Source organism: Vibrio campbellii CAIM 519 = NBRC 15631 = ATCC 25920, assembly GCF_002163755.1.
GTDB classification, from domain to species: Bacteria; Pseudomonadota; Gammaproteobacteria; order Enterobacterales; family Vibrionaceae; genus Vibrio; species Vibrio campbellii.
In genome coordinates this window covers 341054-365061 of sequence record NZ_CP015863.1, presented here as the reverse complement: position 1 = coordinate 365061, position 24008 = coordinate 341054, and the positions used below count along the sequence as shown (strand labels likewise).

Annotated in this window: 25 protein-coding genes; 11 read left to right on the top strand and 14 right to left on the bottom strand. The window is 41.0% G+C overall.

Annotation, left to right across the window (positions count from 1 at the left end; translation table 11 throughout):
• The first annotated feature begins 16 nt into the window (after nt 1-16).
• The 5 genes from A8140_RS01790 to rraA all read left to right on the top strand — a co-directional run bounded on the left by A8140_RS01790 (nt 17) and on the right by rraA (nt 4425).
• A complete protein-coding gene (locus A8140_RS01790) occupies nt 17-568 on the top strand; it encodes an SPOR domain-containing protein (protein WP_005528532.1) in 552 nt (183 codons plus the stop codon).
• A gap of 115 nt (nt 569-683) precedes the next feature.
• A complete protein-coding gene (gene hslV, locus A8140_RS01785; protein ID WP_005435051.1) occupies nt 684-1235 on the top strand; it encodes an ATP-dependent protease subunit HslV in 552 nt (183 codons plus the stop codon).
• Nucleotides 1236-1264: 29 nt separating this feature from the next.
• Nucleotides 1265-2596, top strand: a complete 1332-nt coding sequence (hslU, locus tag A8140_RS01780; protein WP_005528531.1) for an HslU--HslV peptidase ATPase subunit — start codon at nt 1265-1267, stop codon at nt 2594-2596.
• Nucleotides 2597-2904: 308 nt separating this feature from the next.
• Entirely contained in the window at nt 2905-3822 is a 918-nt protein-coding gene (locus A8140_RS01775; protein ID WP_005528530.1) for a 1,4-dihydroxy-2-naphthoate polyprenyltransferase, read from the top strand.
• Nucleotides 3823-3897: 75 nt separating this feature from the next.
• Nucleotides 3898-4425 carry a ribonuclease E activity regulator RraA gene (gene rraA, locus A8140_RS01770; RefSeq protein ID WP_005528529.1) on the top strand — a complete coding sequence of 176 codons (528 nt, stop codon included), beginning with the start codon at nt 3898-3900 and terminating at the stop codon, nt 4423-4425.
• 102 nt (nt 4426-4527) lie between these two features.
• Here the strand turns inward: rraA and zapB are convergent, their stop codons facing one another.
• Entirely contained in the window at nt 4528-4770 is a 243-nt protein-coding gene (zapB, locus tag A8140_RS01765) for a cell division protein ZapB (RefSeq protein WP_005428165.1), read from the bottom strand.
• A gap of 347 nt (nt 4771-5117) precedes the next feature.
• On the opposite strand from zapB, the gene glpX reads away from it, so the two are divergent.
• The 3 genes from glpX (at nt 5118) to A8140_RS01750 (ending at nt 7716) form a co-directional block, all read left to right on the top strand.
• Nucleotides 5118-6125, top strand: a complete 1008-nt coding sequence (glpX, locus tag A8140_RS01760; protein WP_005528528.1) for a class II fructose-bisphosphatase — start codon at nt 5118-5120, stop codon at nt 6123-6125.
• Between the two features lie 493 nt (nt 6126-6618).
• Nucleotides 6619-7233 carry a helix-turn-helix transcriptional regulator gene (locus A8140_RS01755; RefSeq protein WP_005528527.1) on the top strand — a complete coding sequence of 205 codons (615 nt, stop codon included), beginning with the start codon at nt 6619-6621 and terminating at the stop codon, nt 7231-7233.
• Nucleotides 7234-7353: 120 nt separating this feature from the next.
• Complete coding sequence (locus A8140_RS01750) at nt 7354-7716, top strand: DUF3135 domain-containing protein (RefSeq protein WP_005528526.1); 363 nt, start codon at nt 7354-7356, stop codon at nt 7714-7716.
• Here the strand turns inward: A8140_RS01750 and A8140_RS01745 are convergent.
• From A8140_RS01745 to A8140_RS01735, 3 genes are all read right to left on the bottom strand, one after another.
• The gene (locus A8140_RS01745) at nt 7713-7976 is read right to left on the bottom strand and encodes a GIY-YIG nuclease family protein (protein ID WP_414826140.1); all 264 of its coding nucleotides are present in this window, start codon (nt 7974-7976) and stop codon (nt 7713-7715) included. The two genes, A8140_RS01750 and A8140_RS01745, sit on opposite strands and share 4 nt — an antisense overlap.
• A gap of 252 nt (nt 7977-8228) precedes the next feature.
• Nucleotides 8229-8651, bottom strand: coding sequence for a DUF805 domain-containing protein (locus A8140_RS01740; RefSeq protein ID WP_005528524.1), 423 nt, complete (start codon nt 8649-8651; stop codon nt 8229-8231).
• A 63-nt stretch (nt 8652-8714) separates the two neighbouring features.
• A complete protein-coding gene (locus A8140_RS01735; RefSeq protein WP_005528522.1) occupies nt 8715-9062 on the bottom strand; it encodes a 5-carboxymethyl-2-hydroxymuconate Delta-isomerase in 348 nt (115 codons plus the stop codon).
• 271 nt (nt 9063-9333) lie between these two features.
• On the opposite strand from A8140_RS01735, the gene tpiA reads away from it, so the two are divergent.
• Nucleotides 9334-10104: a triose-phosphate isomerase gene (gene tpiA, locus A8140_RS01730; protein WP_005428123.1), complete on the top strand. Its 771-nt coding sequence runs from the start codon at nt 9334-9336 to the stop codon at nt 10102-10104.
• Nucleotides 10105-10681: 577 nt separating this feature from the next.
• Nucleotides 10682-12031, top strand: coding sequence for an MBL fold metallo-hydrolase RNA specificity domain-containing protein (locus A8140_RS01725; RefSeq protein ID WP_005528520.1), 1350 nt, complete (start codon nt 10682-10684; stop codon nt 12029-12031).
• A gap of 153 nt (nt 12032-12184) precedes the next feature.
• On the opposite strand, the gene galU is transcribed toward A8140_RS01725, so the two are convergent.
• Together galU and A8140_RS01715 are read right to left on the bottom strand one after the other, a co-directional pair.
• Nucleotides 12185-13063 (bottom strand): UTP--glucose-1-phosphate uridylyltransferase GalU, encoded by an 879-nt coding sequence (gene galU, locus A8140_RS01720; protein ID WP_005449262.1) that lies wholly within the window; start codon nt 13061-13063, stop codon nt 12185-12187.
• Between the two features lie 69 nt (nt 13064-13132).
• Entirely contained in the window at nt 13133-14299 is a 1167-nt protein-coding gene (locus A8140_RS01715) for a nucleotide sugar dehydrogenase (protein WP_005528517.1), read from the bottom strand.
• Nucleotides 14300-14482: 183 nt separating this feature from the next.
• On the opposite strand from A8140_RS01715, the gene wecA reads away from it, so the two are divergent.
• The gene (wecA, locus tag A8140_RS01710; RefSeq protein ID WP_005528515.1) at nt 14483-15544 is read left to right on the top strand and encodes a UDP-N-acetylglucosamine--undecaprenyl-phosphate N-acetylglucosaminephosphotransferase; all 1062 of its coding nucleotides are present in this window, start codon (nt 14483-14485) and stop codon (nt 15542-15544) included.
• 93 nt (nt 15545-15637) lie between these two features.
• On the opposite strand, the gene A8140_RS01705 is transcribed toward wecA, so the two are convergent.
• The 8 genes from A8140_RS01705 to A8140_RS01670 form a co-directional block, all read right to left on the bottom strand.
• On the bottom strand, nt 15638-16456 hold the full coding sequence (locus A8140_RS01705) for a glycosyltransferase (RefSeq protein WP_005528513.1): 819 nt from the start codon (nt 16454-16456) through the stop codon (nt 15638-15640).
• A gap of 15 nt (nt 16457-16471) precedes the next feature.
• Nucleotides 16472-17350 carry a glycosyltransferase family 2 protein gene (locus A8140_RS01700; protein ID WP_005528512.1) on the bottom strand — a complete coding sequence of 293 codons (879 nt, stop codon included), beginning with the start codon at nt 17348-17350 and terminating at the stop codon, nt 16472-16474.
• A gap of 38 nt (nt 17351-17388) precedes the next feature.
• Nucleotides 17389-18666 carry an oligosaccharide flippase family protein gene (locus A8140_RS01695; protein ID WP_157722003.1) on the bottom strand — a complete coding sequence of 426 codons (1278 nt, stop codon included), beginning with the start codon at nt 18664-18666 and terminating at the stop codon, nt 17389-17391.
• A gap of 23 nt (nt 18667-18689) precedes the next feature.
• The gene (locus tag A8140_RS25960) at nt 18690-19418 is read right to left on the bottom strand and encodes an O-antigen ligase family protein (protein WP_418369047.1); all 729 of its coding nucleotides are present in this window, start codon (nt 19416-19418) and stop codon (nt 18690-18692) included.
• Nucleotides 19419-19848: 430 nt separating this feature from the next.
• Nucleotides 19849-21228 (bottom strand): surface carbohydrate biosynthesis protein, encoded by a 1380-nt coding sequence (locus A8140_RS01685; RefSeq protein ID WP_038862831.1) that lies wholly within the window; start codon nt 21226-21228, stop codon nt 19849-19851.
• A gap of 12 nt (nt 21229-21240) precedes the next feature.
• A complete protein-coding gene (locus A8140_RS01680) occupies nt 21241-22272 on the bottom strand; it encodes a nucleotidyltransferase family protein (RefSeq protein ID WP_038862832.1) in 1032 nt (343 codons plus the stop codon).
• On the bottom strand, nt 22250-22948 hold the full coding sequence (locus A8140_RS01675) for an acylneuraminate cytidylyltransferase family protein (protein WP_005535446.1): 699 nt from the start codon (nt 22946-22948) through the stop codon (nt 22250-22252). Before A8140_RS01675 ends, A8140_RS01680 begins: the two co-directional genes overlap by 23 nt.
• The gene (locus A8140_RS01670; protein WP_005535447.1) at nt 22945-24003 is read right to left on the bottom strand and encodes an N-acetylneuraminate synthase family protein; all 1059 of its coding nucleotides are present in this window, start codon (nt 24001-24003) and stop codon (nt 22945-22947) included. Before A8140_RS01670 ends, A8140_RS01675 begins: the two co-directional genes overlap by 4 nt.
• Between the last annotated feature and the right edge of the window lie 5 nt (nt 24004-24008).

Below are 24008 nucleotides of genomic sequence, written 5' to 3'. Positions count from 1 at the left end.
ATGACCAGAAGTAACCGTGGCAAATAGAGATTATGTAAGACGCGGACGCGGCGCTCCGAAGAAGTCGACAAAAAAACAACCTTCAAGAAAAAAACCTTGGCGTAGTGGTCTACTGGCAATATTGCTCGTGGGCGGTTTCGGCTATGGCCTGTATTTATTGAGCTCAGATCCAGAACCTGAACAAACCGTTGTGGCAGAAAAGCCTGTAACGAATACCATCAGCAAACCAAAGCCGAAGAAAGACATTCCACCTCCACCAGAAGAAAAGTGGGAATACGTAGAATCTCTACCACAGCGTGAGGTAGAAGTCGTCGCTAAAGAAATTCAGGTATCCAAAGTACCTTATGTGATGCAGTGTGGTGCATACAAAAACCAAAGTCAGGCAGAGGAGCGTAAGCTCGCCATTGCCTTCCAAGGAATGAGCAGCCGTGTGATTAAAAAAGAAGGCAGCTCTTGGTATCGCGTAGTGCTTGGTCCATACAAGTTCAAGCGTGATGCAGAGAAAGAGCGCCACAAGTTGCAACGCGCCAAGATTGAGCCATGTGCAATTTGGAAAGAAAATCTTTAAACACAGGCCCTAGGAGCTAAGATCCTAGGGCCTTTCTTTTCGCCCCCTTGAATCCCCCACTCACTTGCCCCATATACTTAATTAAATCCAAAGAGAAATAATTAAGAGGTCGACTGTGACTACCATTGTATCTGTACGTCGAAACAATAAAGTCGTCATCGCGGGTGATGGCCAAGTGTCGCTAGGTAATACCGTAATGAAAGGCAACGCACGTAAAGTTCGCCGCCTATACAACAACCAAGTACTTGCTGGCTTTGCTGGCGGTACCGCGGATGCCTTCACCCTATTCGAGCGCTTCGAAAGCAAACTTCAAATGCACCAAGGCCACCTAACTAAGGCGGCTGTAGAGCTAGCAAAAGACTGGCGTAGCGACCGTGCACTTCGCAAACTAGAAGCCCTACTGGCGGTAGCGGATGAAACTGCTTCCCTAATCATCACTGGTAACGGTGATGTGGTTCAGCCAGAAAACGATCTGATCGCCATTGGCTCGGGCGGCGCATACGCACAAGCAGCCGCAACTGCACTATTAGAAAACACGGACCTAGACGCACGCGAAATCGCAGAGAAAGCACTGAACATTGCTGGCGATATCTGTGTATTCACCAACCATCACCACACTGTAGAAGAACTAGAATCTACAGTAGAGCTTCCTAAGCCAACGGCTTAAGCGTAATCGTAACGAAGTAAGGAAAGAATATGTCTGAAATGACTCCTCGCGAAATCGTTCATGAACTGAACCGCCACATTATTGGTCAAGACAAAGCAAAACGTTCGGTTGCGATTGCACTGCGTAACCGCTGGCGTCGCATGCAGCTTGAAGAAAGCTTGCGTGTCGAAGTCACACCAAAGAACATCCTAATGATTGGTCCTACTGGTGTAGGTAAGACAGAGATCGCTCGTCGTCTTGCGAAACTGGCAAACGCACCATTCATCAAAGTAGAAGCAACCAAATTCACTGAAGTGGGTTATGTAGGTAAAGAAGTGGAAACCATTATCCGCGATCTCACCGACGTTGCTGTGAAGATGACTCACCAGCAAGCGATGGAAAAAGTAAAATTCCGCGCAGAAGAGCAAGCAGAAGAACGTGTGCTAGACGCGCTGCTGCCACCAGCTCGTGATTCTTGGGGTCAATCTGAGCAAAAAGAAGACACATCGAATACGCGTCAAATCTTCCGTAAGAAACTACGTGAAGGCCAGCTAGACGACAAAGAAATCGAGATCGATGTAGCTGCACCGCAAATGGGTGTGGAGATCATGGCGCCTCCTGGTATGGAAGAAATGACTAACCAGCTACAGGGCATGTTCCAAAACCTAGCGGGTGATACCAAAAAGAAACGCAAGCTGAAAATCAAAGACGCAATGAAAGCATTAGCGGAAGAAGAAGCAGCGAAACTGGTGAACCAAGAAGAGCTGAAAGAATCTGCAATCTTCAACGTAGAGAACAACGGCATCGTATTCATCGATGAAATCGACAAGATTTGTAAGCGCGGTGAAAGCTCTGGCCCTGACGTTTCTCGTGAAGGGGTTCAGCGTGATCTACTACCACTAATCGAAGGTAGCACGGTATCAACGAAGCACGGCATGGTAAAAACAGATCACATCTTGTTTGTGGCGTCTGGTGCATTCCAAGTAGCAAAGCCTTCTGACCTGATCCCAGAACTACAAGGTCGTCTACCAATCCGCGTAGAACTTGAAGCGCTGACCAGCAACGATTTCAAACGTATCCTAACAGAGCCTAAAGCGTCTCTAACTGAGCAATACATTGCGCTGATGAAAACAGAAAGCGTAGATGTAGAGTTCACTGAAGACGGTATCACTCAAATCGCAGAAGCGGCATGGACGGTGAACGAAACCACTGAGAACATCGGTGCTCGTCGTCTACACACTGTGATGGAGCGTTTGATGGATGAGATTTCTTACGACGCGACTGAAAAAGCCGGTGAGAAGTTCGTCATCAACGCGGCATACGTGAAAGACCGCCTAGGCGATACGATTGAAGATGAAGATCTAAGCCGCTTTATTCTTTAATAACGCTCTCTAGAGTCCAAAGCCCAGAATAATGCTTCTGGGCTTTTTCGTTCCGCATGACCGTTACTTTCACAAGCTATAAACCAAAAGAGTTCGGCATCCTAGCGAGCTCCAGCGAGACTAAGAATCTAGTAACAACGTGCGCCGTACCCTTCCCTTTCCCAAAAAACGCCATTTATTACCTCAAATATGGAAACTGTGTTCCTTCTCCGTAAGTCTTTGACTCTTAATTGAGTTGTTTCAGGTCAATAGCGTAACGGGCGCTTTGTGCTTATACTGGGCACATTGGTTCCTAGCACGAAATATCCATGAAACAATCATTGCAGATCTGGCTTGAAGCCGCTCGTCCAAAAACATTACCCCTCGCACTGGTGTCTATTTTGACCGGTAGCGTACTCGCCTATTCTGCGGGTCACTTCTCGCTGGCCATCGCGGTAATGGCCTTCGTCACCGCAACGCTACTGCAGATATTGTCTAACCTTGCGAACGACTACGGCGATGCAGTACAAGGCACAGACAACGATAACCGTTTGGGCCCTCAGCGTGCGATGCAGTCTGGCGCGGTAACAGCGGATCAAATGAAGAAAGCGATTATCTTCAACATCATCCTGACCGCCATTGCTGGTTTAACCTTAGTGTTTTATGCACTGAGCTCTTTTGAAAGTATCATTACCTTTATCGGTCTGGGCATTCTTGCCATTATCGCGGCGATTGCTTACACCATGGGCAGCAAGCCTTATGGTTATGTTGGCTTGGGTGACCTGTCTGTATTTATCTTCTTTGGCCTACTTGGTGTATCTGGCACTTACTTCCTACACACAGGTCATGTAGATGCGACACTATTCCTACCAGCACTAGGTTGTGGTTTGTTGGCAGTAGCTGTACTCAACATCAACAACATGCGCGATATCGAGAACGACAGCGAATGTGGTAAACGCACCATGGCGGTTCGACTTGGCCAACGCAAAGCGAAACAATACCACTTCATCTTACTTGGTGGCGCACTACTGGCTTTTGCTGTTTACCTGCTGATTCAAGACAAACCGGTATGGATCAGCTTGCCATTCTTGATTAGCATTTTCGTGGTGGCGAACCATGGTAAAGCGGTTTGGAATACCGAGAAACCTGCGCAAATCGCTCCAATGATGCCCGTAGTTGTGAAGTGCTCGCTGGTTACCAATGTTTTATTTGCAACAATTGTGGTAGCTCAAACTCTAATGAGTTAAAAAAGGATTGTCATTGCATTGACTTAATGCCTAGATATACTCAAAGACAACAGTTTCTGTTTAGAAAGGTACGCTATGGAATACAATACATCAGCACTCTGTGATATCTACCTTGATCAGGTAGACGTGGTTGAACCGATGTTCAGTAACTTTGGCGGACGAGCTTCGTTTGCCGGGCAAGTGACAACGATTAAGTGTTTTGAAGACAACGCACTGATCCGCGAAACGTTAGAACAAGATGGTATCGGACGAGTATTGTTGATTGATGGTGGTGGTTCCCTACGCAGGGCCTTAATCGATGCAGAAATCGCGACGCTTGCAGAAGAAAACGAATGGGAAGGCATCGTCGTTTACGGTTGTGTCCGCGAAGTGGACGAGCTGGAAGACATGAACCTAGGCATCCAAGCACTCGCGTCTATCCCTGTTGGGGCAGCAAACCAAGGTATCGGTGAAATCGACGTACCGGTTAACTTTGGCGGCGTTAGCTTCCTACCTGAAGATTACATCTACGCAGACAGCACTGGCATCATTCTTTCTCCTGAGCCACTCAATGTAGACCTAGAGCTCGATGAAGAAGACGACGGAGAGGAAGGGTTAAACTAACCCTATTCCTTTATTAGCAACGAGCTACTCGCTAAAAACCCATCGCCAAATACGCAAACACCCGCCGAAGCGGGTGTTTTTGATTCTGGATACTTAAGTGGATTATTCCACTTCGTCCATCTTGCCAAGTAGTGCACGGATGCGCTCTTGCCACTGAGCATGCTCTTGTTGAGCTTGCTGAGATTTTTGCTCAAGCTCTTCACGCTGAGAACGAAGCTCGTTTGCTTCTGTTTCAAGCTTCACTTTATCTTCTTTCAGCTCTTCGACTTCCATCTGAAGAAGAGTGATTGTGTCAACTGCAGTTTGAATTTTCGATTCTAGTTGTTCTAGTACTTCAAAAGACATCTTGGCCTACCTATTGTTATTCCGTTGGGACGATGCGCGAGCATTCGCTTGCACCTTACCTATGAGGTTCATTCTACTCAGCGTAGCGACGAGAAACACTTACTATATTCGATATTTTGCATCATTCGGTTAAAAAATCGGCGCAATCTCACTAAACGCTGACTTTTCTTATCATCGAAGCATTTTTGCGCAATGCATTTTCCCATCACTACCCCTTAAACTCACCCAAGTATTGATCAAATTCAACTTAGTTAAAGTAAAAGCTCAGCAAAAAGGCAAACGTTTAACTGACGATGTGATAAAATCGCCGCGCAACTTATTCTTCCCTCTTGTTACTTGGAGACATCATGAAACGCGATTTAGCAATGGCATTTTCCCGTGTTACTGAAGGTGCCGCTTTGGCTGGTTACAAATGGCTTGGCCGTGGCGACAAAAACGCAGCGGACGGTGCTGCAGTTGAAGTGATGCGCACCCTACTGAACAAAACAGACATCAGTGGTGAAATCGTTATTGGTGAAGGTGAAATCGATGATGCACCAATGCTGTACATCGGTGAGCAAGTGGGTATTGGTGGCGACGAGGTCGATATCGCAGTAGACCCAATCGAAGGTACACGCATGACCGCAATGGGCCAATCTAACGCACTGGCAGTATTGGCAGCAGGTGAGAAAGGCAGCTTCCTTAAAGCGCCTGACATGTACATGGAAAAATTGGTTGTTGGCCCAGGAGCAAAAGGCGTTATCGACCTAGGTAAGCCACTTAAAGAAAACCTAGAAAACGTAGCGAAAGCGCTGAACAAGTCTCTTGATACGCTAGTCGTTATTACGCTTGCGAAGCCTCGTCACGATGAAGTGATCGCAGAGATGCAAGCCATGGGCGTTCGCGTATTCGCAGTGCCAGACGGTGACGTAGCCGCTTCAATCCTAACTTGTATGCCAGATAGCGAAGTAGACATGATGTACTGCATCGGCGGCGCACCAGAAGGCGTAGTATCTGCAGCAGTGATTCGCGCACTAGACGGTGACATGCATGGTCGCCTTCTTCCTCGTCACGAAGTAAAAGGTGATACGGAAGAAAACCGCATCTACGGCGTAGCTGAACTACAACGCTGTGAAGAGATGGGCGTAAAAGCGAATGTTGTATTGAAGATGGAAGACATGGCGCGCAGCGACAACGTAGTCTTCTCTGCAACGGGGATTACTAAAGGTGACCTGCTAGAGGGCATCTCTCGCCAAGGCAATATCGCAACAACAGAAACTCTATTGATTCGTGGTCGTTGTCGTACTATTCGTCGCATCAAGTCTACGCACTACCTAGAGCGTAAAGATCCAGAAGTACGCGATATTATTCTTTAAGCATTATTGGAGGCTCCCACTCACTCTGAGTTGGAGCCTTTCTTTCCTTGCAAGTCATTTACGCTTCCTTTGTCATCATCAGAGTACGTCACTCTAGCGAGCAAGAATCTAGTTCCAGCGAGCTCCCCATCTTTATGCCTAAACTCAGGCTATAGAATCAACGAATAATAGATTCTGAATCACCTCGTCCCTCGTTGTTCAGAATGACGATTACTTTATCAAGCTATAAACCAAAAGAGTTCGTCATCCTAGCGAGCTCAAGCGAGACTAAGGATCTAGTCACAGCAACCCCTTATTCTTTCCTACTCACCTTAAACCACAGTACAAACAGACAATAGATTCTGAATCACGCTCGTTCCTCGCTGTTCAGAATGGCGATATATATTTGTTCGCATGAGCATAGACCCAACAAATCCACACACAAATTAAGTCAACACTTTTCTTTACTAACCCTATCGAGCATAATATGTACTGACGTATAAATGGTGGGTATATGAAGACCGTAGATAGGATTTTGCAAATCGTTAAGCGTGATGGCTCTGTCACTGCGAAACAACTCTCTTCTGAACTGGGTATGACAACCATGGGTGCGCGTCAGCATCTGCAAGGTCTGGAAGATGACGGCGTCCTGTCGATCCATGATGTAAAAGTCAAAGTTGGTCGCCCAACTCGTCACTGGTCTCTGACACAAAAAGGTCATGAACAATTTGCAGATCGCCACGGTGAACTGACCATTCAATTTATTGAGGCCGTAGAGCATATCTTCGGTAAAGACGGATTGGAAAAAGTCACGTCTGAACGCGAAAAACTCACCCTACAAAGCTACCAACAGCACCTTGAGCAGTGCGACTCGCTAGAGAGCAAGTTACAGACACTGGTTACCCTGCGTGAGCAAGAAGGCTACATGGCCGAACTGGAACAAGATGAGCATGGTTTTATTCTGATAGAAAACCACTGCCCTATTTGTAAAGCTGCGACTCGCTGCCCAAGCTTGTGCCAATCTGAGCTCAACGTCTTCCAATCGCTTCTCGGCAATGAAACCAAAATCGAACGCGCCGAGCACATCATCAGTGGTCAACGCCGCTGTGTGTACCGTATTCAAGCCTAATATCTCGACTCACTCCCACTTAGTTATGAACATGCACTCTTATTAGTGAGACGATGCTGTCATTCCTTCTACCTGCGTTTCTACATGGATTAAGCTTTTAGTAACTAGGAGCAAGATCCAATGGATTTGGAGATAGTTATGGCAAGCACCCACAAGCCTCAAGTTTTGCCCTCATTCGATGAGATGGTAAAAATGGCAGAACGCGATCCCGAAGCCTTTGAACAGTTTCGTCATGATATGGCAAAAGAGATGATAGAAGGTGCCTCAGAACGGATGCAACCACGATTGTGGGCACAACAAAGTCACATAGATAGAGTCATTAATAACTGCAAAAACCCAAACCACACCAATGTTGTGTTGATGAATGAGCTACAAAAACAGGTCGTGAAATTTAGAGAAGCATTACAAGGGGAGTCTGCACCAACTCAAAAAGCCGATGTGGTTGAGTTGAAGGCGTTGAAAGGTAGGGATGATTTTTACTAAAACTCATTGGATAAATCGAGAAAGTCAGGGTTAGATTCTCTCACTAAATCTAACTTCCATTCACGCTTCCATTGTTTCAGCTGCTTTTCTCTTTTTATGGCTAAAGCCATGTCTTCGAACCACTCAAAGTAAACGAGCTTGTGAACATGATATTTCTTGGTAAAACCCTTAACGATCCCGTTTTTATGCTGCCATATTCTTTGGGGCAGTCGACTAGTAACACCAATGTAGAGAACAGAGTTATTTTTTGAAGTTAGGATGTAAACGCAAGGTGTTTTGTTGATGGTTCATTCTCCTTAATGAGTTGTTTTGGTTTCCTATTGTGACCCACCAGCAAAGTCAGCTTACTTCAAACTCGGAGCACTCGGTGAGTAGATTCTGAATCACGCTCGTACCTCGCTGTTCAGAATGACGGTTACTTTAAGCGACTATTAAATAAAAGAAATCCGTCATTCTAGCGAGCCCTAGCGAGACTAAGAATCTACGTCCAACGAGTCCAATATCCAATGAGCTTACTTCGGCTCAGGTCCATAGTCGTTCTGACCTGTAGTGCCTTTCAAGAAGCCACACTCCACCAGAATCCATAGGCCACAAATCAGAGAAATAGAAGCGATCATCATTTGCGGTGTCGATGGGTCTTGTGCTGCTGGGTTTGTCATTGGCGTTGCGACTCGGCCAATGATCAACGGGATGTTCAACGCCAACCAGTAAATCGACTTATTACGGTCATGCCAACGCTTAGTGGTGATCGCCAAATCTGGGATAAGAAGAATTAGCAGGAAGATAGGCAGAAGAATATAAGAAAACGCAGGGAATAACTTACTGATGCCTGCACCGAAGCCCAAGATCATGATGTAGTAGATGATATTCCACACCCAGTAAGTTTTACGGCCTATACGACCTTGGAAAGAAAACAGTAGTTCTTTAATCGACATCGAAACACTCAACATATTGAAAGTGCGACAACTCCTTGGCCGCACTAAGTAAATCTAGTGTGTCTAATTTACCACCTTCTGGAAGCAATCAATATCCATATCTCGAACATTCACGGTCAAACTGCGAACATGGCTCGCTTGTTCTTGCAGGACTACCATCAGTGCTCTTGATAATTCCCGCTTCTGTTCTGGGCTTCTTCCCGTTAGTAAATCAAAGTTGATATGAATAAAATCCACACTATCGCCCTCTTCCCCGACCAGCCAATTGTGGCAACGAAGTGCACGAGACTTAACGGACGCCAGCTCAAACAAACCACTGTCTAAAGTCACTTTGTGTAAGTCTTCTAATAAGCCTTGAACATTCACACGCTCATCGACCGAGTTGGAATATTCTAAAACTAAGTTTGGCATTTTGATTCCTTTCTTATTACGGCTAACTTTTAGCCCGTAGTAATACCAATCTAAGACGCATTTTCCGAGGAATGAACTATCATTCTGTCTACGCGATCACCAATCGATTGCTTTTGACAAAAATAACAGAACAAATGCAGCACCGACCAGATGAAGAAAGCCGAATAAGACATGACGCCAATCATGATCTGTTCACATTATTCTGTTATATTCCTACGTAGATTTTTTACATTAATAGACTATTTACATTAAAGATAAGGGAGATATTCCTATGCGTCGTCCTGTAGTGATGGGTAACTGGAAACTAAACGGTAGCAAAGCAATGGTAACTGAGCTACTAACAGGTATTAACGCTGAGCTTGAAGGCGTTGAAGGTGTAGACGTAGCAGTAGCTCCACCAGCTCTTTACATCGATCTAGCTGAGCGCGTAATCGCTGAAGGCGGTAACAAAGTTATCCTAGGTGCACAAAACACTGACCTAAACAACAGCGGTGCTTTCACTGGCGACATGTCTCCAGAAATGCTGAAAGACTTCGGTGCTTCTCACATCATCATCGGTCACTCAGAGCGTCGTGAATACCACAACGAATCTGACGAGTTCATCGCGAAGAAATTCAACTTCCTAAAAGAAAACGGTCTAACGCCTGTTTTCTGTATCGGTGAATCTGAAGCTCAAAACGAAGCTGGCGAAACTGAAGCAGTATGTGCACGTCAAATCAACGCAGTTATCGACACTTACGGTGTTGAAGCTCTAAACGGCGCAATCATCGCTTACGAACCAATCTGGGCTATCGGTACTGGTAAAGCAGCAACAGCTGAAGATGCACAACGCATCCACGCTTCTATCCGCGCACTAATCGCAGCGAAAGACGAAGCAGTTGCAGCACAAGTAATCATCCAATACGGCGGTTCTGTTAAGCCAGAAAACGCTGAAGCTTACTTCTCACAACCAGACATCGACGGTGCTCTAGTTGGCGGCGCTTCTCTAGACGCTAAGAGCTTCGTAGCAATTGCTAAAGCAGCTGCAGCAGCTAAAGCTTAATTTCGCTTTTTACTAAGCAGAAATAACAAAGGGATGCATCACGCATCCCTTTTTGTTTGCTTACGATCTAGTGAGTTCTGTTATTCCGAGGAGCCTAAGCGACATCAGGAATCGACTAACCGCACGCCCCGAATCAAACCAGCAAAACAACAGACATAACCTATAAGAATCCCGTCATTCCGAGGAGCCTAAGCGACATCAGGAATCTACTAACCGCGCGCACCCAAATCAAACCAACAAAACAGCAAACATAACCTTTTAGAACCCCGTCATTCCGAGGAGCCCAAGCGACATCAGGAATCTACTAACCGCGCGCACCCAAATCAAACCAACAAAACAGCAGACATAACCTATAAGAATCCCGTCATTCCGAGGAGCCTAAGCGACACCAGGAATCTACTAACCGCATGTGTCAAACCCAAAGTTAAGTAACGAAAAACGCCTTACATCAAAACAAAGAACCTAATCGCACTTCCGATTATTCCCACTCAATTCCATTCAATCAACCAACTCTATTCACTTACCCTACCCACCGGATTTATAGTTACTGATACTTGTTCAAGGAGGAGCAATCAACATGACAACACCCATATCAGACATCGCCAGTGTGACTCACCATGGCGGAAAACATACCGTCACAGGCTCTTGTCATGAACTGAAACTGCCCCACGGCAGCATCTTGATCGATTGCGGACTCTTTCAAGGCAAAGACATCCATTTTGGCAACCGCAGGGCATCACTGGATATTGAGTTTCCGGTTAAACACATCAAAGCATTAGTCCTGACTCACGCTCATATCGACCATATTGGACGCCTACCTTGGTTACTGGCTGCTGGATTTAAAGGCCCCATCTACTGCACCAAAGCAACAGCCGAACTGGTACCGCTCATGTTAGAAGATGGATTAAAGCTGCTACTGGGTTTGAACTACCATCAACGTCAACAAGTCCTAAAAGTTATTAAAAAACAGCTAAGGCCCCATGACTACCAACAATGGCTGCCACTTGGTAAACAATGTTACCTACGCTTTCAACCTGCAGGGCACATTCTTGGTTCCGCTTACGTAGAATTCAAACTCCCCAATCATGAAATCATCGTGTTTTCCGGCGACCTAGGCCCAACCAATACCCCGCTCTTACCCGACCCGAAGCCGCCAAAGCGTGCCGACTATTTGTTCATCGAGTCCACATACGGCAACAAAGAGCATGAAGACATTGCCACTCGAACTGAGCGCTTGAACGCCATTATCGATCACGCACTGCAAGACGGTGGTGTCATACTGATCCCAGCTTTCAGCGTAGGACGTACACAGGAACTATTATTCGATATTGAACAGCTGATTCACCAACGCAACTTGTCGTCTTCTTTGCCTATTATCCTAGACTCACCACTTGCGAAAAGAGTCACGAAGACCTACCGCTGTTTCAAAAAGTTATGGGGAAAAGAAGCAAAGCAAAAGCTCAACAATCATCGTCCCCCCCTCGCCTTTGAACAATGCATTACTGTGGAAAGCCATCGAGAACATCAAGCATTAGTAAATCGACTAGCCTCTACCAACGAGCCTGCGATTGTCGTCGCGGCATCCGGTATGTGCGAAGGTGGAAGAATCGTCAATTACTTAAAAGCACTCTTACCTGACGAAAGAAATGATGTGCTGTTTACGGGCTATCAAGCGCAAGGAACCTTAGGTCGAGAAATCCAATCAGGCAGCCACACGGTGGATATCGATAACCAACCAATCGAAGCCAACGCACAGATCCATACCATCTCTGGATATTCTGCGCACGCAGACCAAAGCGATTTATTGAAGTTTGTTACTGGGATTCCAACACAACCAAAAGCCGTGCATTTGATACATGGAGAGAAAGAAGCAAAAAAAGAGTTAGGAGAGAAATTGGAAGCAGAAGGAATTGAGGTGGTTTACTAAACTAATATCTGCCGACATTAGAACGATACAATCTCGTTCTTACTTATTGTTAATGAGTTAGAACAGCATAAGAATATGAATATCCACGTGCTTTAACTATGCTTTGTACGTCAGAAAGCCATGTTAAAGCACATTGGTAACAAGCCTGAACAACTATGCTGGTTCAGCAACCTTTACGGTTGGTGTTTTAGCAAGCTCAGCACTAGACGCTTTTTTGTATAGGTTCTCGTAGCAGTAGTTTGTCGCTTCGATGTAACCTTCTACACTACCACAGTCAAAACGCTGACCTTTAAACTTGTAAGCGATAACACAACCAGATTGAGCTTGTTGCATCAATGCATCAGTGATTTGGATTTCTCCACCTTTGCCCGGTTCTGTGTTTTCGATAAGCTCAAAAATATCTGGCGTTAAGATATAGCGACCAATAATTGCTAAATTACTTGGTGCTGTGCCTGGTTCTGGCTTTTCTACCATGTTATCAATTCGGAAGATGTCATCTTTAATCATCTCACCGGCAATTACACCGTATTTATGAGTTTCAGTTTCTGGAACTTCTTGAACCGCAACAATAGAGCAACGGAACTGCTTGTACAGCTCAACCATTTGCGCTAATACGCCCTGCTCTTCATTCACACAGAGGTCGTCTGCTAGCACAACAGCAAATGGTTCATCACCCACCAACTCACGACCAGTCAAGATAGCATGACCAAGACCTTTCATCTCACGTTGACGGATGTACGTGTAACTCGCTGAATCAATCAAAGAGCGGATATCGTCCAGCAGTGCTTCTTTACTTGTGCCTGAGATTTGATGTTCCAACTCGTAGTTTTTATCAAAGTGATCCATCAATGAGTGTTTACCACGACCAGTGACAATACACATACCATCCATGCCAGCTTCAATCGCTTCTTCAACACCATATTCAATCAATGGCTTATTAACTACCGGCATCATTTCTTTCGGCATAGATTTTGTTGCAGGTAGGAAGCGAGTACCGTAACCCGCAGCAGGGAAAAGACATTTTTTAATCATTTTTAAATTCACCAACTGTAAAAAAGGCCCTCATGTATGAGAGCCATATATTATCGCTATACTAAAAATTTAATCACTACCAAACAAGTCACGCGTGTAAACTTTATCCGCTACGTCAGCTAACTCTTCCACCATACGGTTGGAAACAATCACATCCGCACTTTGTTTGAATTCACTCAGGTCTTTAATCACTCGAGAATTAAAGAAGTCTTCTTCTTTGAGTACAGGTTCGTAAACTACGACCTCAACACCTTTTGCCTTGATGCGCTTCATGATGCCTTGAATAGAAGAAGCACGGAAGTTATCCGATCCAGCCTTCATAATTAAACGATAAATACCGACAACTTTTGGCTCACGCTTAAGGATTGATTCCGCCACAAAGTCTTTACGAGTGCGGTTCGCATCCACAATCGCGCCAATGATGTTATTTGGCACTTCTTGATAGTTCGCAAGTAATTGCTTGGTATCCTTAGGAAGACAGTAACCACCGTAACCAAATGATGGGTTGTTGTAATGATTACCTATACGAGGATCTAAGCCAACACCTTCAATGATTTGACGAGCGTCCAAGCCATGAGCTTCTGCGTAAGAATCCAGCTCATTGAAGTACGCAACACGCATAGCAAGGTAAGTGTTTGAAAACAGTTTGACTGCTTCAGCTTCTGTAGAGTCAGTAAATAGAACTTGAATGTCTTCTTTTACAGCTCCTTCAACAAGGAGACCTGCAAACACTTCAGCACGTTCACTGCGTTCACCAACGATAATACGCGACGGATGAAGGTTATCGTAAAGCGCTTTACCCTCACGAAGGAATTCTGGAGAGAAAATTACGTTCTCACACCCCAGTTCTTCTTTGATACGAGCCGTGTAACCCACAGGGACAGTAGACTTAATCACCATCACCGCATCAGGGTTAATTGCCACCACATCATTAATCACAGCTTCAACTGAAGAAGTGTTAAAGTAATTCGTTTGCGGGTCGTAATCGGTAGGCGTTGCAATCACAACATATTCTGCACCTTGGTATGCTTGTTCTTTATCTAACGTAGCAACAAAGTTTAGTGTTTTCGTCGCAAGAAAATGTTCAATTTCAGCATCCACAATCGGTGATTGCTTATTGTTTAGCATTTCCACTTTTTCTTCGATGATGTCTACTGCAACCACTTCATGGTGTTGTGCTAACAACATTGCGTTGGAAAGCCCAACATAGCCGGTCCCAGCAACTGCGATTTTCATGGGGTAATCCTTCAGTATAGTTTTGATGAAGAATAACAAAACAGAGCAACTAGTGCCATCAGTCGCGATGAGCTACTTTAAGATTAAGTACTTCAAGGAAGCATTTGTAGAGATTACATCTTTTTCCGTTAATAAAGTTGAGCTAAAATCTGCAGGATATATACAATAACCGTTGGCTTTAATATGCTCCTTGAACTCAGTTTTATTTTTTTCTCTTCTTTTGCCACGCTATTTCTAATGCGAAAGGTAGCCAAACAAATTGGCCTAGTTGACAAACCCAACGCTCGGAAGCTTCACAACGGTGCAGTCCCTTTAGTTGGAGGTATATCCATTTGTCTTGTTCTTGCACAATACCTAACTTTTAAGCCTGAGGTCATTGAACATAGTTGGCTGTATCTACTTTGTATCTGCGTGTTAACTGTCGTTGGAGCAGTTGATGATAAGATCGACCTCAGCTTCAAAGTTCGAATGGGAATTCAAGCAGCCCTTTCCATTGTGATGATGAAAGTAGCCGGTATTGAACTGCACAGTCTAGGGAACATGTTTGGTTTCGGTGAAATCAATCTAGGATATGGGGGAAGCATAATAACAATTCTGGCGGTAATTGGGGCAATCAATGCTTTCAACATGGTAGATGGTATTGATGGACTTCTCGGTGGTCTTTCCGTAGTAACATTTGGCGCACTTGCGTTTCTATTACAAGTTGATAGCCAACATGGCCTTGCCTATTTATGTATCGTGATCATAGTGGCTATGCTTCCTTACATTTTTATGAATCTTGGCGTCTTGGGTAGAGAGCGAAAGGTATTTATGGGTGATGCTGGAAGTATGATGATCGGCTTTACTGTAATTTGGTTACTGTTAGGAGTTAGCCAGACTGGAAGCTCTGAACCATTAATGCGCCCCGTTACTGCTCTGTGGCTCATTGCTGTACCATTAATGGACATGACAGCAATAATGATTCGCCGCATCCGTCGCGGTGACTCGCCATTCAAACCCGATCGGGAACATCTTCATCATATCTTCCAACGTATGGGATTGAGCTCAAAGCAAACTTTAATTGTGATATGCCTCATCGCTACATTATATGCTGCATTTGGTATTTATGGCGAGATTAAAAATATATCAGAAGCGACAATGTTCGTTATATTTTTAAGCTGCTTTGTTCTTTATAGCATAATGCTTGCATATGTTTGGAGAATAACAAGTTTTCTTAGAGCCAAACGACCAAACATTAAAAGTTGATCTCCGAATTGAATGAAACATAAAAGGGGATGAATTCTACGCCATACCCTTTTATAAAACTTCGACTATTCAAAATAGTATCTGAGTCAATGCTTATCGAGCAAATTTGTATAAAGCCTTCACAAAGAAAACCGGAAGCAAGTGGAAAAAAAATCGAGCGCAAAGAGTCACTATATTCTTGACCGAAACTAATCCCATTTTTTCCATATACTTGTAACGAAGTTTAACTTCACTGAAAGATTTTGATAAACCTTTCCTTCTCTCAACTGTATTTTCATTCATCCTATAATGAAGAAGAATATCTGGCAAGTTCGCGAAGGTTTTACCATTTTCGAGTAACAATAGCCACAGGCCCATATCCTCAGTAAAAGACGTATCAGTAGGATAACGATATCCCTCACAAAACAATGATCCCTTGAACATAACTGAAGGATGTATAAATGGACAACGAGATAGACTAAAGCTTCTCAGTTCGTTGTGACTCAAAGGAAGGCGCTTGTATGGCAGAGCAAAAGAAGCGCCAAATTCTTTACAGGCACCTCCCAGCACATCAACATTTGGATTTAGATTCATAAAATTCACTTGTTTTTCTATCCGATCCGATACTGAAATATCATCACTGTCCATACGGGCAACGAACTCATACTTTAATTCTGATACTATATCGATAAGAGTATTCAATGCTGTCGCCAACCCCTTGTTATAATCGCAGCGAATAATCACAACATTATTTAAATTAGAAAAACTCTCTAAAACCTCGTTTAGTGAAGAAGTTAATAAGCCATCAGCATAAATATACAAGTCACAATCTAAGGTTTGTGATAGAATGCTATTAACAGCAATAGATAAATCTTCAGGTTTATCTTTAAAATAAACACTCATTATCACTGCTATATCATTTAATTTATTCACAGCATCACCATTTTATCAAACGTAATGAAATAATTTCTTTAAAAGACTACAGGGTACAAATGCTATAACGAGAGACTTTACATTCGGTTTAAAATAAAAAGAAAGCAATGAGTATTTCATCTTTCTCGAAACACTTGAATTAGATGATGATATTGCGACCCTCAAATAAAGGTTAGATTTAAAAATACTCTCCAGGCCAAGGGGACCATATAAGTCCTTGTATTTTCTCAAGAGGTAAGATGATGCTAAAATATATTTATCTGGATTCTTACTTATTTGTGCATTAGTTCTATGAACCGTATATAAAACTGTTGTATTACTATCATAGTAAACGTCAGATATAGATGCCATACGAATCCACAGATCATAGTCTTGTAAGCATTGAAGATCTTCATCGAACATTCCTGCTTCCATGAAGTAACTTTTCCGCACCGCAACCCTGGACGTAGAACCGATTAAATTCCCGCACTTGAATAAATCTCTTGTATCGATATTATCACTAGAACCATGAACTACTCTTTTGACCTGTTCTAAATCGTCATCGGATACTATTCTAATTCCCGTATAAGAAATTCCAACCCTCTCATCAGAAAACCCTTTGAGCCTACTTTCAAAAGATATTTCTGTTAAGGCATCGTCATCATCTAGAAGAAATACGATATCATTCGTTGATTTTTGAATACCAAGATTGCGACAGTAGTTTGCGCCTTTTGAATAATCATTGTTAATGATTATTATCTCGATATCACGAGGTAGCGCATTTCGGGGAATATGACACCCTCCATCATTTACAATGATAATTTCACTAGGCGTAATAGTATTGTTAGTTATGCTATTAACGGCTCTGATTAGAAATTCTATTCGGTTTTTTGTAGTAATAACAACAGAGAACATAAAACCTCTTACTGTATAGATATCAATTGCATTCAAATTCAGAAGATTGATAATGGATTAATTTTTAATTTTCTATAGGCTGAAATACAGCCTAATAAGTTTGATGATGCTAGAGCAATGAAAGTCATTACCGCTGCACCATAGATGCCATATCTTTCAACTAGTAAAACACCTGAAAGAAGACTGACTACAGATGTTATCATAATATTATACATAAGTTGCTTTTGCAGCCCTGTCATTTGTAATAAAAATATAACGGTACCTGTAATTGAAGCTATAAACTGGCCAGTTGCAATAATAATAAGAACCAAGTAAAAATCAGAAAACTCTTCTCCGAAAATACTAAGGATTTGTTTGGAAAATATAACCACCAAAATTAACATTGGTAGAGAAACAAGCCACAATAATCTATTAGCCTTCTTAACAGTCTTTTCTAGTTCAATTAACTTTCCTTCTGAATATAGCTGCGCAAACTTTGGAGCAACAACTTTATTAATAGCAATGACGAAAAAACTCATAACAACAGAAATACGAATACTTACAGCATAATATGCCAATGTTTCGGGCTTAACGTATAGACTGAGTATAAATTGACCTGAAAATGCGTTTACCTGACCTATAATTTGAGTAATAAAAATAGGAAAAGAAGAACATACTATTAACCGATAAGGTTCTATGCGTTTGATAGAGCCAAGACAAGGTTTAAATACACCTGTTAGATATAAAGTTAAAACCACAAGAGAAATAACTATTGATAAGGCATATAGAAAGATAACCTGCTTAGGCTCAATGCCTTCATAAAGAAAACAAAGTAACAACATTACCGACTGATAACCCATTGTAAGGGATAGCATGGAAGCGAGGTAATATCGCTTTGCTTGAAAGTAATTAGAATATAATAGTAGAATTGAAAGCGGCGCCATGCTGAAAAATATATAAAGGTAATACTCGCTAAAAATCTCATGATCAAAGCCGATATATTTACCAAATAGCACACCAAAAAAACATACAATACTACAACATACTACAACTAATAATAAAGACTGACTAAAATATTGGTCTCCATCAGTATTATTTTTTACAGCAATATTTTTCAATACCATAGGCTGTAGCCCGATTGTACAAAAAGTACCAAAAAATAATACTGCACCAGATATGAAAAAATATAGGCCTGCAACAGTCGAGCCAAACTTCCTGCTAATATATGCAGAAATCCCGAGAGCGATTAATGAAGAAATTATTTTCAAAAAAAAGACAAAAATGCTATCTTTTAAGAACTGAGATTTACTAAAAAAACGTAGGACGTTATTCTTCACAAGGAACCATTTCAAAATATAAGCTACCTAAACCTATGATCGAGCGAGGGAACATTACTATATTTAAACAGGGAAACAACTATTCCCGCAGATAGAAAAAGCATAGACGAGTCATATATTGAAAATGATTTCATAAAGTTCATAAGATAATACAGGTATATTAAAATTGATATATACTCCTCTTCGGAAACTTTTCGTTTTTTAAAGATATAAAAAAATGGCATAAAAGAAAAAACCAGTGCAAACGAAAGCCCGAGAAGCCCGAATTCTGACCAGAACTCCAACACAAAATTGTGTGGATACTTCTCTATTGTATAAACATATATATTGCTAGAGGTCTGGTTTAATCCATAACCAGAAAACCAAAACTCTGAGAGGTGGGAGAAAAAAGTGGTGTATGTAACTATCCTTGGCTCATTTTGATAATTAAAGAACAAATCAGACATTCTTTGATATATCTTTGAGTTCTCGTAAAAGTAAACTATATCTTGATAAAAATAAGATATAACCACGAAGACAGACATACTAATAAAAATTATAAACTTAGTCTTAGCTTTGCCTTTTAATATAAAAGTAGGTAATAGAAGATAATACCCAAATGCGAATAGAAATACAGCTCGAGATTGCATAGAAAACAACCCTAACCACGTAACCAAAGCAATAAGAATAAAGAATATCTTTTTCACCTTACTTGGGGAATAAAAAAATCTCAGATATGAAATACAACAAGACAAGCCTACTGCAATGCTCATTAGTAAATAGTTTACACCTGAAGAATAAACATACCCACGATCATATACTAAAAATATAGAATGCAGAAAACCAAAAAACAAGATAATATTAGATAGTGTAAATATATCTTCCTTTTTTATTTCCCTTCCAAGAAAGTAAAACAAGAACAGTACAGAAAGCTCAAATAACTTGCCCCATTCAAATTTTTGATTCAATATGGTGCTAATGAAAGCATAAGAAACGATGAAACCACCAAATATTGCAACCCCTAAATCGAGAGATTTAACATAATTCCATGAATTCAATACTCTTAGTTTAACTCCAAAAAATAATAACAAAGCTGAAAAGAAGAAAATGTACATTAGGTTTACGTACGCCAAACTACGTATCGTTTGATTACATATCATCAATCCAATAAAGAAAACCATAAAAGTTCGAGCTGTTTGATATTTAGTCATTTTCTGCTTCAATTACGAACAAATGCTTTGAAATATATTTAACTTTCACTTGTTTTCCGACAATTTTAGATAATTTTTCGACTTTTGTTTCAATGTCATTTTTTTCGAATCCACTGAATCTTTTTCTATAGTCCACAAACTTACCAAACTTACCTTGAAAACTAAGATAAGTGTATTTAGTAAGCAAATAAACTTTATGCAAGTAAGATATATACTTTAATTTAATCGAACTTGGAGATTTAGACTTAGCACCATGAGAATGAGCAGCTGCAATATTTAGTTCATCTACCACTTGCTCTTGTGCTTCCCCCCCCTTAAAGTTATGAAACAAGTCTTGAGCCTTACTAGCTTGCGGTAAAGATGCTTTTTCTTCATCTAAATTGATCAAAAATTGTTTAGCATCATTATAGTTATCAACCGTTCTACCACATATATTGGCTAAATAAGTATCAAAATCAGGGTTAGGGTTAGTTGCGTAGTTGAGCACAGGGATTCCAGCTAATGTTGCCTCTATAGCTGTCGTGCAACCATTATGAATAAGGCATTTACACCCCAAAACCCAAGGGGTTACCGAACCGTCATAAACAACTTTTACGTTGTCTATACCGTTAAAAATAGACTTATAGTAATTAGTGTCTTCACTAGGGTGGGGACGAATTACAAATATCTCATCAGGGAAGTCTAGACTTAGCTTATTTACCAAATCAACAACATCAGCGATTGAAAACATCTGCTGCCTCCAACGCTTAAAACGATAAATACGATGTTCATTATTTTTAGGTGAGTAGGACAATGTCGGTTTAAATATAAAGTCAACGCCTCCCTCTCCATTATTAGAATATGAGAAAGCAGTATTGATCAATATATAATCACTGTAAGATGATAATATATCATCAATATCGTCTTTAAAATAATCAATATATTTTTCATTATATAAATCAAATCTCGGATGACCTGTAGCCTTTATTTTCACAGAATGATCTTCACGAGATTTATTATAGTTCGCTTGCCACTCACCCCAAGTAAGCATCGCATCTTTATCATTCAGTACCGCAGGCCTTTCTGACTGGTCTAGAAGATACTTCCAAACATCTTCTCCACCGGGCCAAACTGCTCCTTCCTCGTTAAGGTGAACAATATTTATATCATTTTTCTTCAAACGGTTATAATAGTCCGTGTCAGAAAACATCGGTTTGCCAAATAAGTGCTTTCCGTAGAAAACACCTTTTTTTACAAAGTATGACAATGTTCTTATAATTTGTTGATCACCTACATAAACTTTATTATCGGGATTGGAGATTAATATACCCATCAAGATTTTGTGATCTAGTTCTCTGGCAATTGTTTCAATAGGAAATAAAAAGTTATTCATATATTTCACAAGCTAAAATTTAAACATTATATCTTCATTTGCTTTTTCTAGTTCTTCTTTTCTGCCAATATCTATCCAATAGTCATTAACTTTATAACTGCTACAAGTCAATTTATTTTCTATCAGCTTTTTAAATAGACTAGGCATATCAAAGAATTCATTTTTCGGGATCTCATTGAGAATGATAGGATCAAGGGCGTATATACCTGCATTTACTTCAAATGAAACAGAAGGCTTTTCTTCTATATTGAGAATATTGCCACCCTTGCTCGAATTGACAACGCCAAAGGGGATTATTTGTTCATAACGTCTAACAACCATTGAAGCTAGTGCGGTAGATTGTTGATGAAAGTCAAGAAAATCGCCAAATTTCATATTGGTCAAAACATCAGCATTCACGACAATAAAAGGTTCATTAAGCCCTTTATTTATCAAGCTTAGCGCTCCTGCTGTCCCCATTCTTTTTGACTCAATGATATACTCAATATCAACAGAAAATTCTTCTCCATTTTTGAAAAAGTCTTGAATTTTCTCTTTTTTGTAATTTAAACAGAGGATGAACTTTCTAAAGCCCTGCTCTCGAAACTGTTCTATCAGATGCTGTAGCATTGGCTTATCACCTACATGCAACATTGGTTTTGGGGTATCTTTAGTTAACTCCCCAAGTCTTGAACCTAATCCACCAGCCATAATAACAACAGTATTAGGACGAGATACAAACTCAACATCATCTAATGTAAAAACAGAAACTAACACACCATTTTCATCGACCAGCGGCATGTGTCTTCTATGTAAATTTTTTAACCTTGCTAAAATATCACCTTTACTGGAAGATACGTGCATTTTTATAGGCTTAAAGTTAACTAACTCATCAATATCTGACACGCTGTTAAGGATACCCCGACGAAGATCTCCATCAGTTAAAATTCCGACCAATTTTCCGTCTTTATCAACAAAGGAAACTAAGCCAATTCCTCCATCATCTAATACTTTAACTACTTCCTTTAAGGATAAGCTTTTATTATAAACTATTGTGTGATTCATTTTTATTACTCAACAAGAAACTGGCATATTCAAAGTCTTCAATTGTATCAATGTCAATTGATCGTGAACGTGGCATTATATAAGCAAAAGTCTTATCCGAATAATAACGCCTTGATTTAATCAGGCTTTCTTTAAAAACGTAAATCGCACCATTTGGATAATAAGTAGGTTTGACTTTTTGTCGATTTTCCAACATATCACAAGGGAATATGTCAGAAATCTTATTACTTCCATCAATATATTTATGCCAACTAACGGGGTGGTGTTCTTCGCAATATGTGATTACCGAGTCCGCTTCATTTGCCATAAATAGCTCAATTGCAGCATCTATATCTTCACTAGTTCTTAGGGGAGAGGTTGGCTGTAAAACTACAAATGACTCGATTGTATATCCATACTCATTTTTTAGCCTGTCTATTGTGTAGACATAATTATCAATAGCCTGAGAGTCATCTTCTGCCAGCTCTTTCGGTCTTAAAAAGGTGCTAGTTGCCCCATATTTTACTGCGATATCATGTATTAACTGGTCATCAGTAGAAATAATTACATCAGATATAAATTTCGATGCTAGAGCAGATTCGATAGTATAAGCAATTAATGGCTTACCATTTAAAATCTTTATGTTTTTTCCAGGTAGCCCTTTCGAGCCACCTCTAGCTGGAATAATTGCAATCATGCAACTAAATCCTCTTTGGTGAGAATATGATCTAATTCTAGATCTTTATTGACACTCATACCAACAAGGAACTCTGTCATCTCAGGAGCGATTCCTGTGCCAGGTCTCTTATAATCGATATCTTCTAACCTCAAGGTTTCGCCTTTTTTCATAGCTCGAGTAATCACAATACTTCTTCTAAACTCTGCTTTCTTTTCATCACTTTCTGGAGCAGAAATACGATAGCTGCCTAACGCATCGTTAATTCGTTTTACTCCATTAACAATACTAGTCAACTCCTGCTTATTGGCTGAAACTTTATGATCCCAACCTTCCATATCTTTATCGAGAGTGAAATGCTTTTCAATCAAACATACTCCCAATGCAGCTGATGCTAATGGAATCTCTGTGCCAATAGTATGATCTGAAAAACCAATACAATATTCAGGATATGTGCTCATCAGTGTCTTGATGTTATTTAAATTTACGTCAGTATCAACAGGTGGGTATGTGGAGACACAATGCAAAATTACAATTCTATTATTACCCGCAGACTCAATACATTTGATTGCTTTATCGATCTCATATAACTCACTCAATCCCGTTGAAATAACCATTGGCTTTCCTTTTTTTGCTAGGTATTCAAGGAATGGATAATTATTCAAGTCCATAGACGCAACCTTAATAAAAGGCGTTTCCATTTTTTCAACCAAAAAATCAGCTTCATGTTTACTAAATGGTGTAGATGAACAATCAATCCCAACTTCATCTGCAAAAGCCTTCATATCTAGTAGTTCCTGCTCTGAAATCGAGTATTCCTCTACAATCTCTTCTAGAGTGTAATCGGTACGATCACGATAATCATCTGCAATAAAGTAATTATCTTTATATTTCTTCTTCGCGAAGATTGTATCTTTTGACCAACTCTGAAATTTAACGCAATCCGCTCCTGCTTCCTTCGCTTCAATAATTAGCTTTTTGGCAAGTTCCATGTCTCCGTTATGATTTGAACCCAGTTCAGCAATAATATATGGTTTGCAAAAGTTAAATAGTTCTTTCTTTTCTGTTAGCTTCATGTTGG

What these genes read in the sequence shown, in the direction of transcription:
- hslU (WP_005528531.1), top strand. Translation starts at nt 1,265, where the DNA reads ATGTCTGAAATGACTCCTCGCGAAATCGTTCATGAACTGAACCGCCAC.
- A8140_RS01775 (WP_005528530.1), top strand. Translation starts at nt 2,905, where the DNA reads ATGAAACAATCATTGCAGATCTGGCTTGAAGCCGCTCGTCCAAAAACA.
- rraA (WP_005528529.1), top strand. Translation starts at nt 3,898, where the DNA reads ATGGAATACAATACATCAGCACTCTGTGATATCTACCTTGATCAGGTA.
- zapB (WP_005428165.1), bottom strand. Translation starts at nt 4,770, where the DNA reads ATGTCTTTTGAAGTACTAGAACAACTAGAATCGAAAATTCAAACTGCA.
- glpX (WP_005528528.1), top strand. Translation starts at nt 5,118, where the DNA reads ATGAAACGCGATTTAGCAATGGCATTTTCCCGTGTTACTGAAGGTGCC.
- A8140_RS01755 (WP_005528527.1), top strand. Translation starts at nt 6,619, where the DNA reads ATGAAGACCGTAGATAGGATTTTGCAAATCGTTAAGCGTGATGGCTCT.
- A8140_RS01750 (WP_005528526.1), top strand. Translation starts at nt 7,354, where the DNA reads ATGGATTTGGAGATAGTTATGGCAAGCACCCACAAGCCTCAAGTTTTG.
- A8140_RS01740 (WP_005528524.1), bottom strand. Translation starts at nt 8,651, where the DNA reads ATGTCGATTAAAGAACTACTGTTTTCTTTCCAAGGTCGTATAGGCCGT.
- A8140_RS01735 (WP_005528522.1), bottom strand. Translation starts at nt 9,062, where the DNA reads ATGCCAAACTTAGTTTTAGAATATTCCAACTCGGTCGATGAGCGTGTG.
- tpiA (WP_005428123.1), top strand. Translation starts at nt 9,334, where the DNA reads ATGCGTCGTCCTGTAGTGATGGGTAACTGGAAACTAAACGGTAGCAAA.
- A8140_RS01725 (WP_005528520.1), top strand. Translation starts at nt 10,682, where the DNA reads ATGACAACACCCATATCAGACATCGCCAGTGTGACTCACCATGGCGGA.
- galU (WP_005449262.1), bottom strand. Translation starts at nt 13,063, where the DNA reads ATGATTAAAAAATGTCTTTTCCCTGCTGCGGGTTACGGTACTCGCTTC.
- A8140_RS01715 (WP_005528517.1), bottom strand. Translation starts at nt 14,299, where the DNA reads ATGAAAATCGCAGTTGCTGGGACCGGCTATGTTGGGCTTTCCAACGCA.
- wecA (WP_005528515.1), top strand. Translation starts at nt 14,483, where the DNA reads ATGCTCCTTGAACTCAGTTTTATTTTTTTCTCTTCTTTTGCCACGCTA.
- A8140_RS01700 (WP_005528512.1), bottom strand. Translation starts at nt 17,350, where the DNA reads ATGTTCTCTGTTGTTATTACTACAAAAAACCGAATAGAATTTCTAATC.
- A8140_RS25960 (WP_418369047.1), bottom strand. Translation starts at nt 19,418, where the DNA reads ATGAGCATTGCAGTAGGCTTGTCTTGTTGTATTTCATATCTGAGATTT.
- A8140_RS01685 (WP_038862831.1), bottom strand. Translation starts at nt 21,228, where the DNA reads ATGAATAACTTTTTATTTCCTATTGAAACAATTGCCAGAGAACTAGAT.
- A8140_RS01680 (WP_038862832.1), bottom strand. Translation starts at nt 22,272, where the DNA reads ATGAATCACACAATAGTTTATAATAAAAGCTTATCCTTAAAGGAAGTA.
- A8140_RS01675 (WP_005535446.1), bottom strand. Translation starts at nt 22,948, where the DNA reads ATGATTGCAATTATTCCAGCTAGAGGTGGCTCGAAAGGGCTACCTGGA.
- A8140_RS01670 (WP_005535447.1), bottom strand. Translation starts at nt 24,003, where the DNA reads ATGAAGCTAACAGAAAAGAAAGAACTATTTAACTTTTGCAAACCATAT.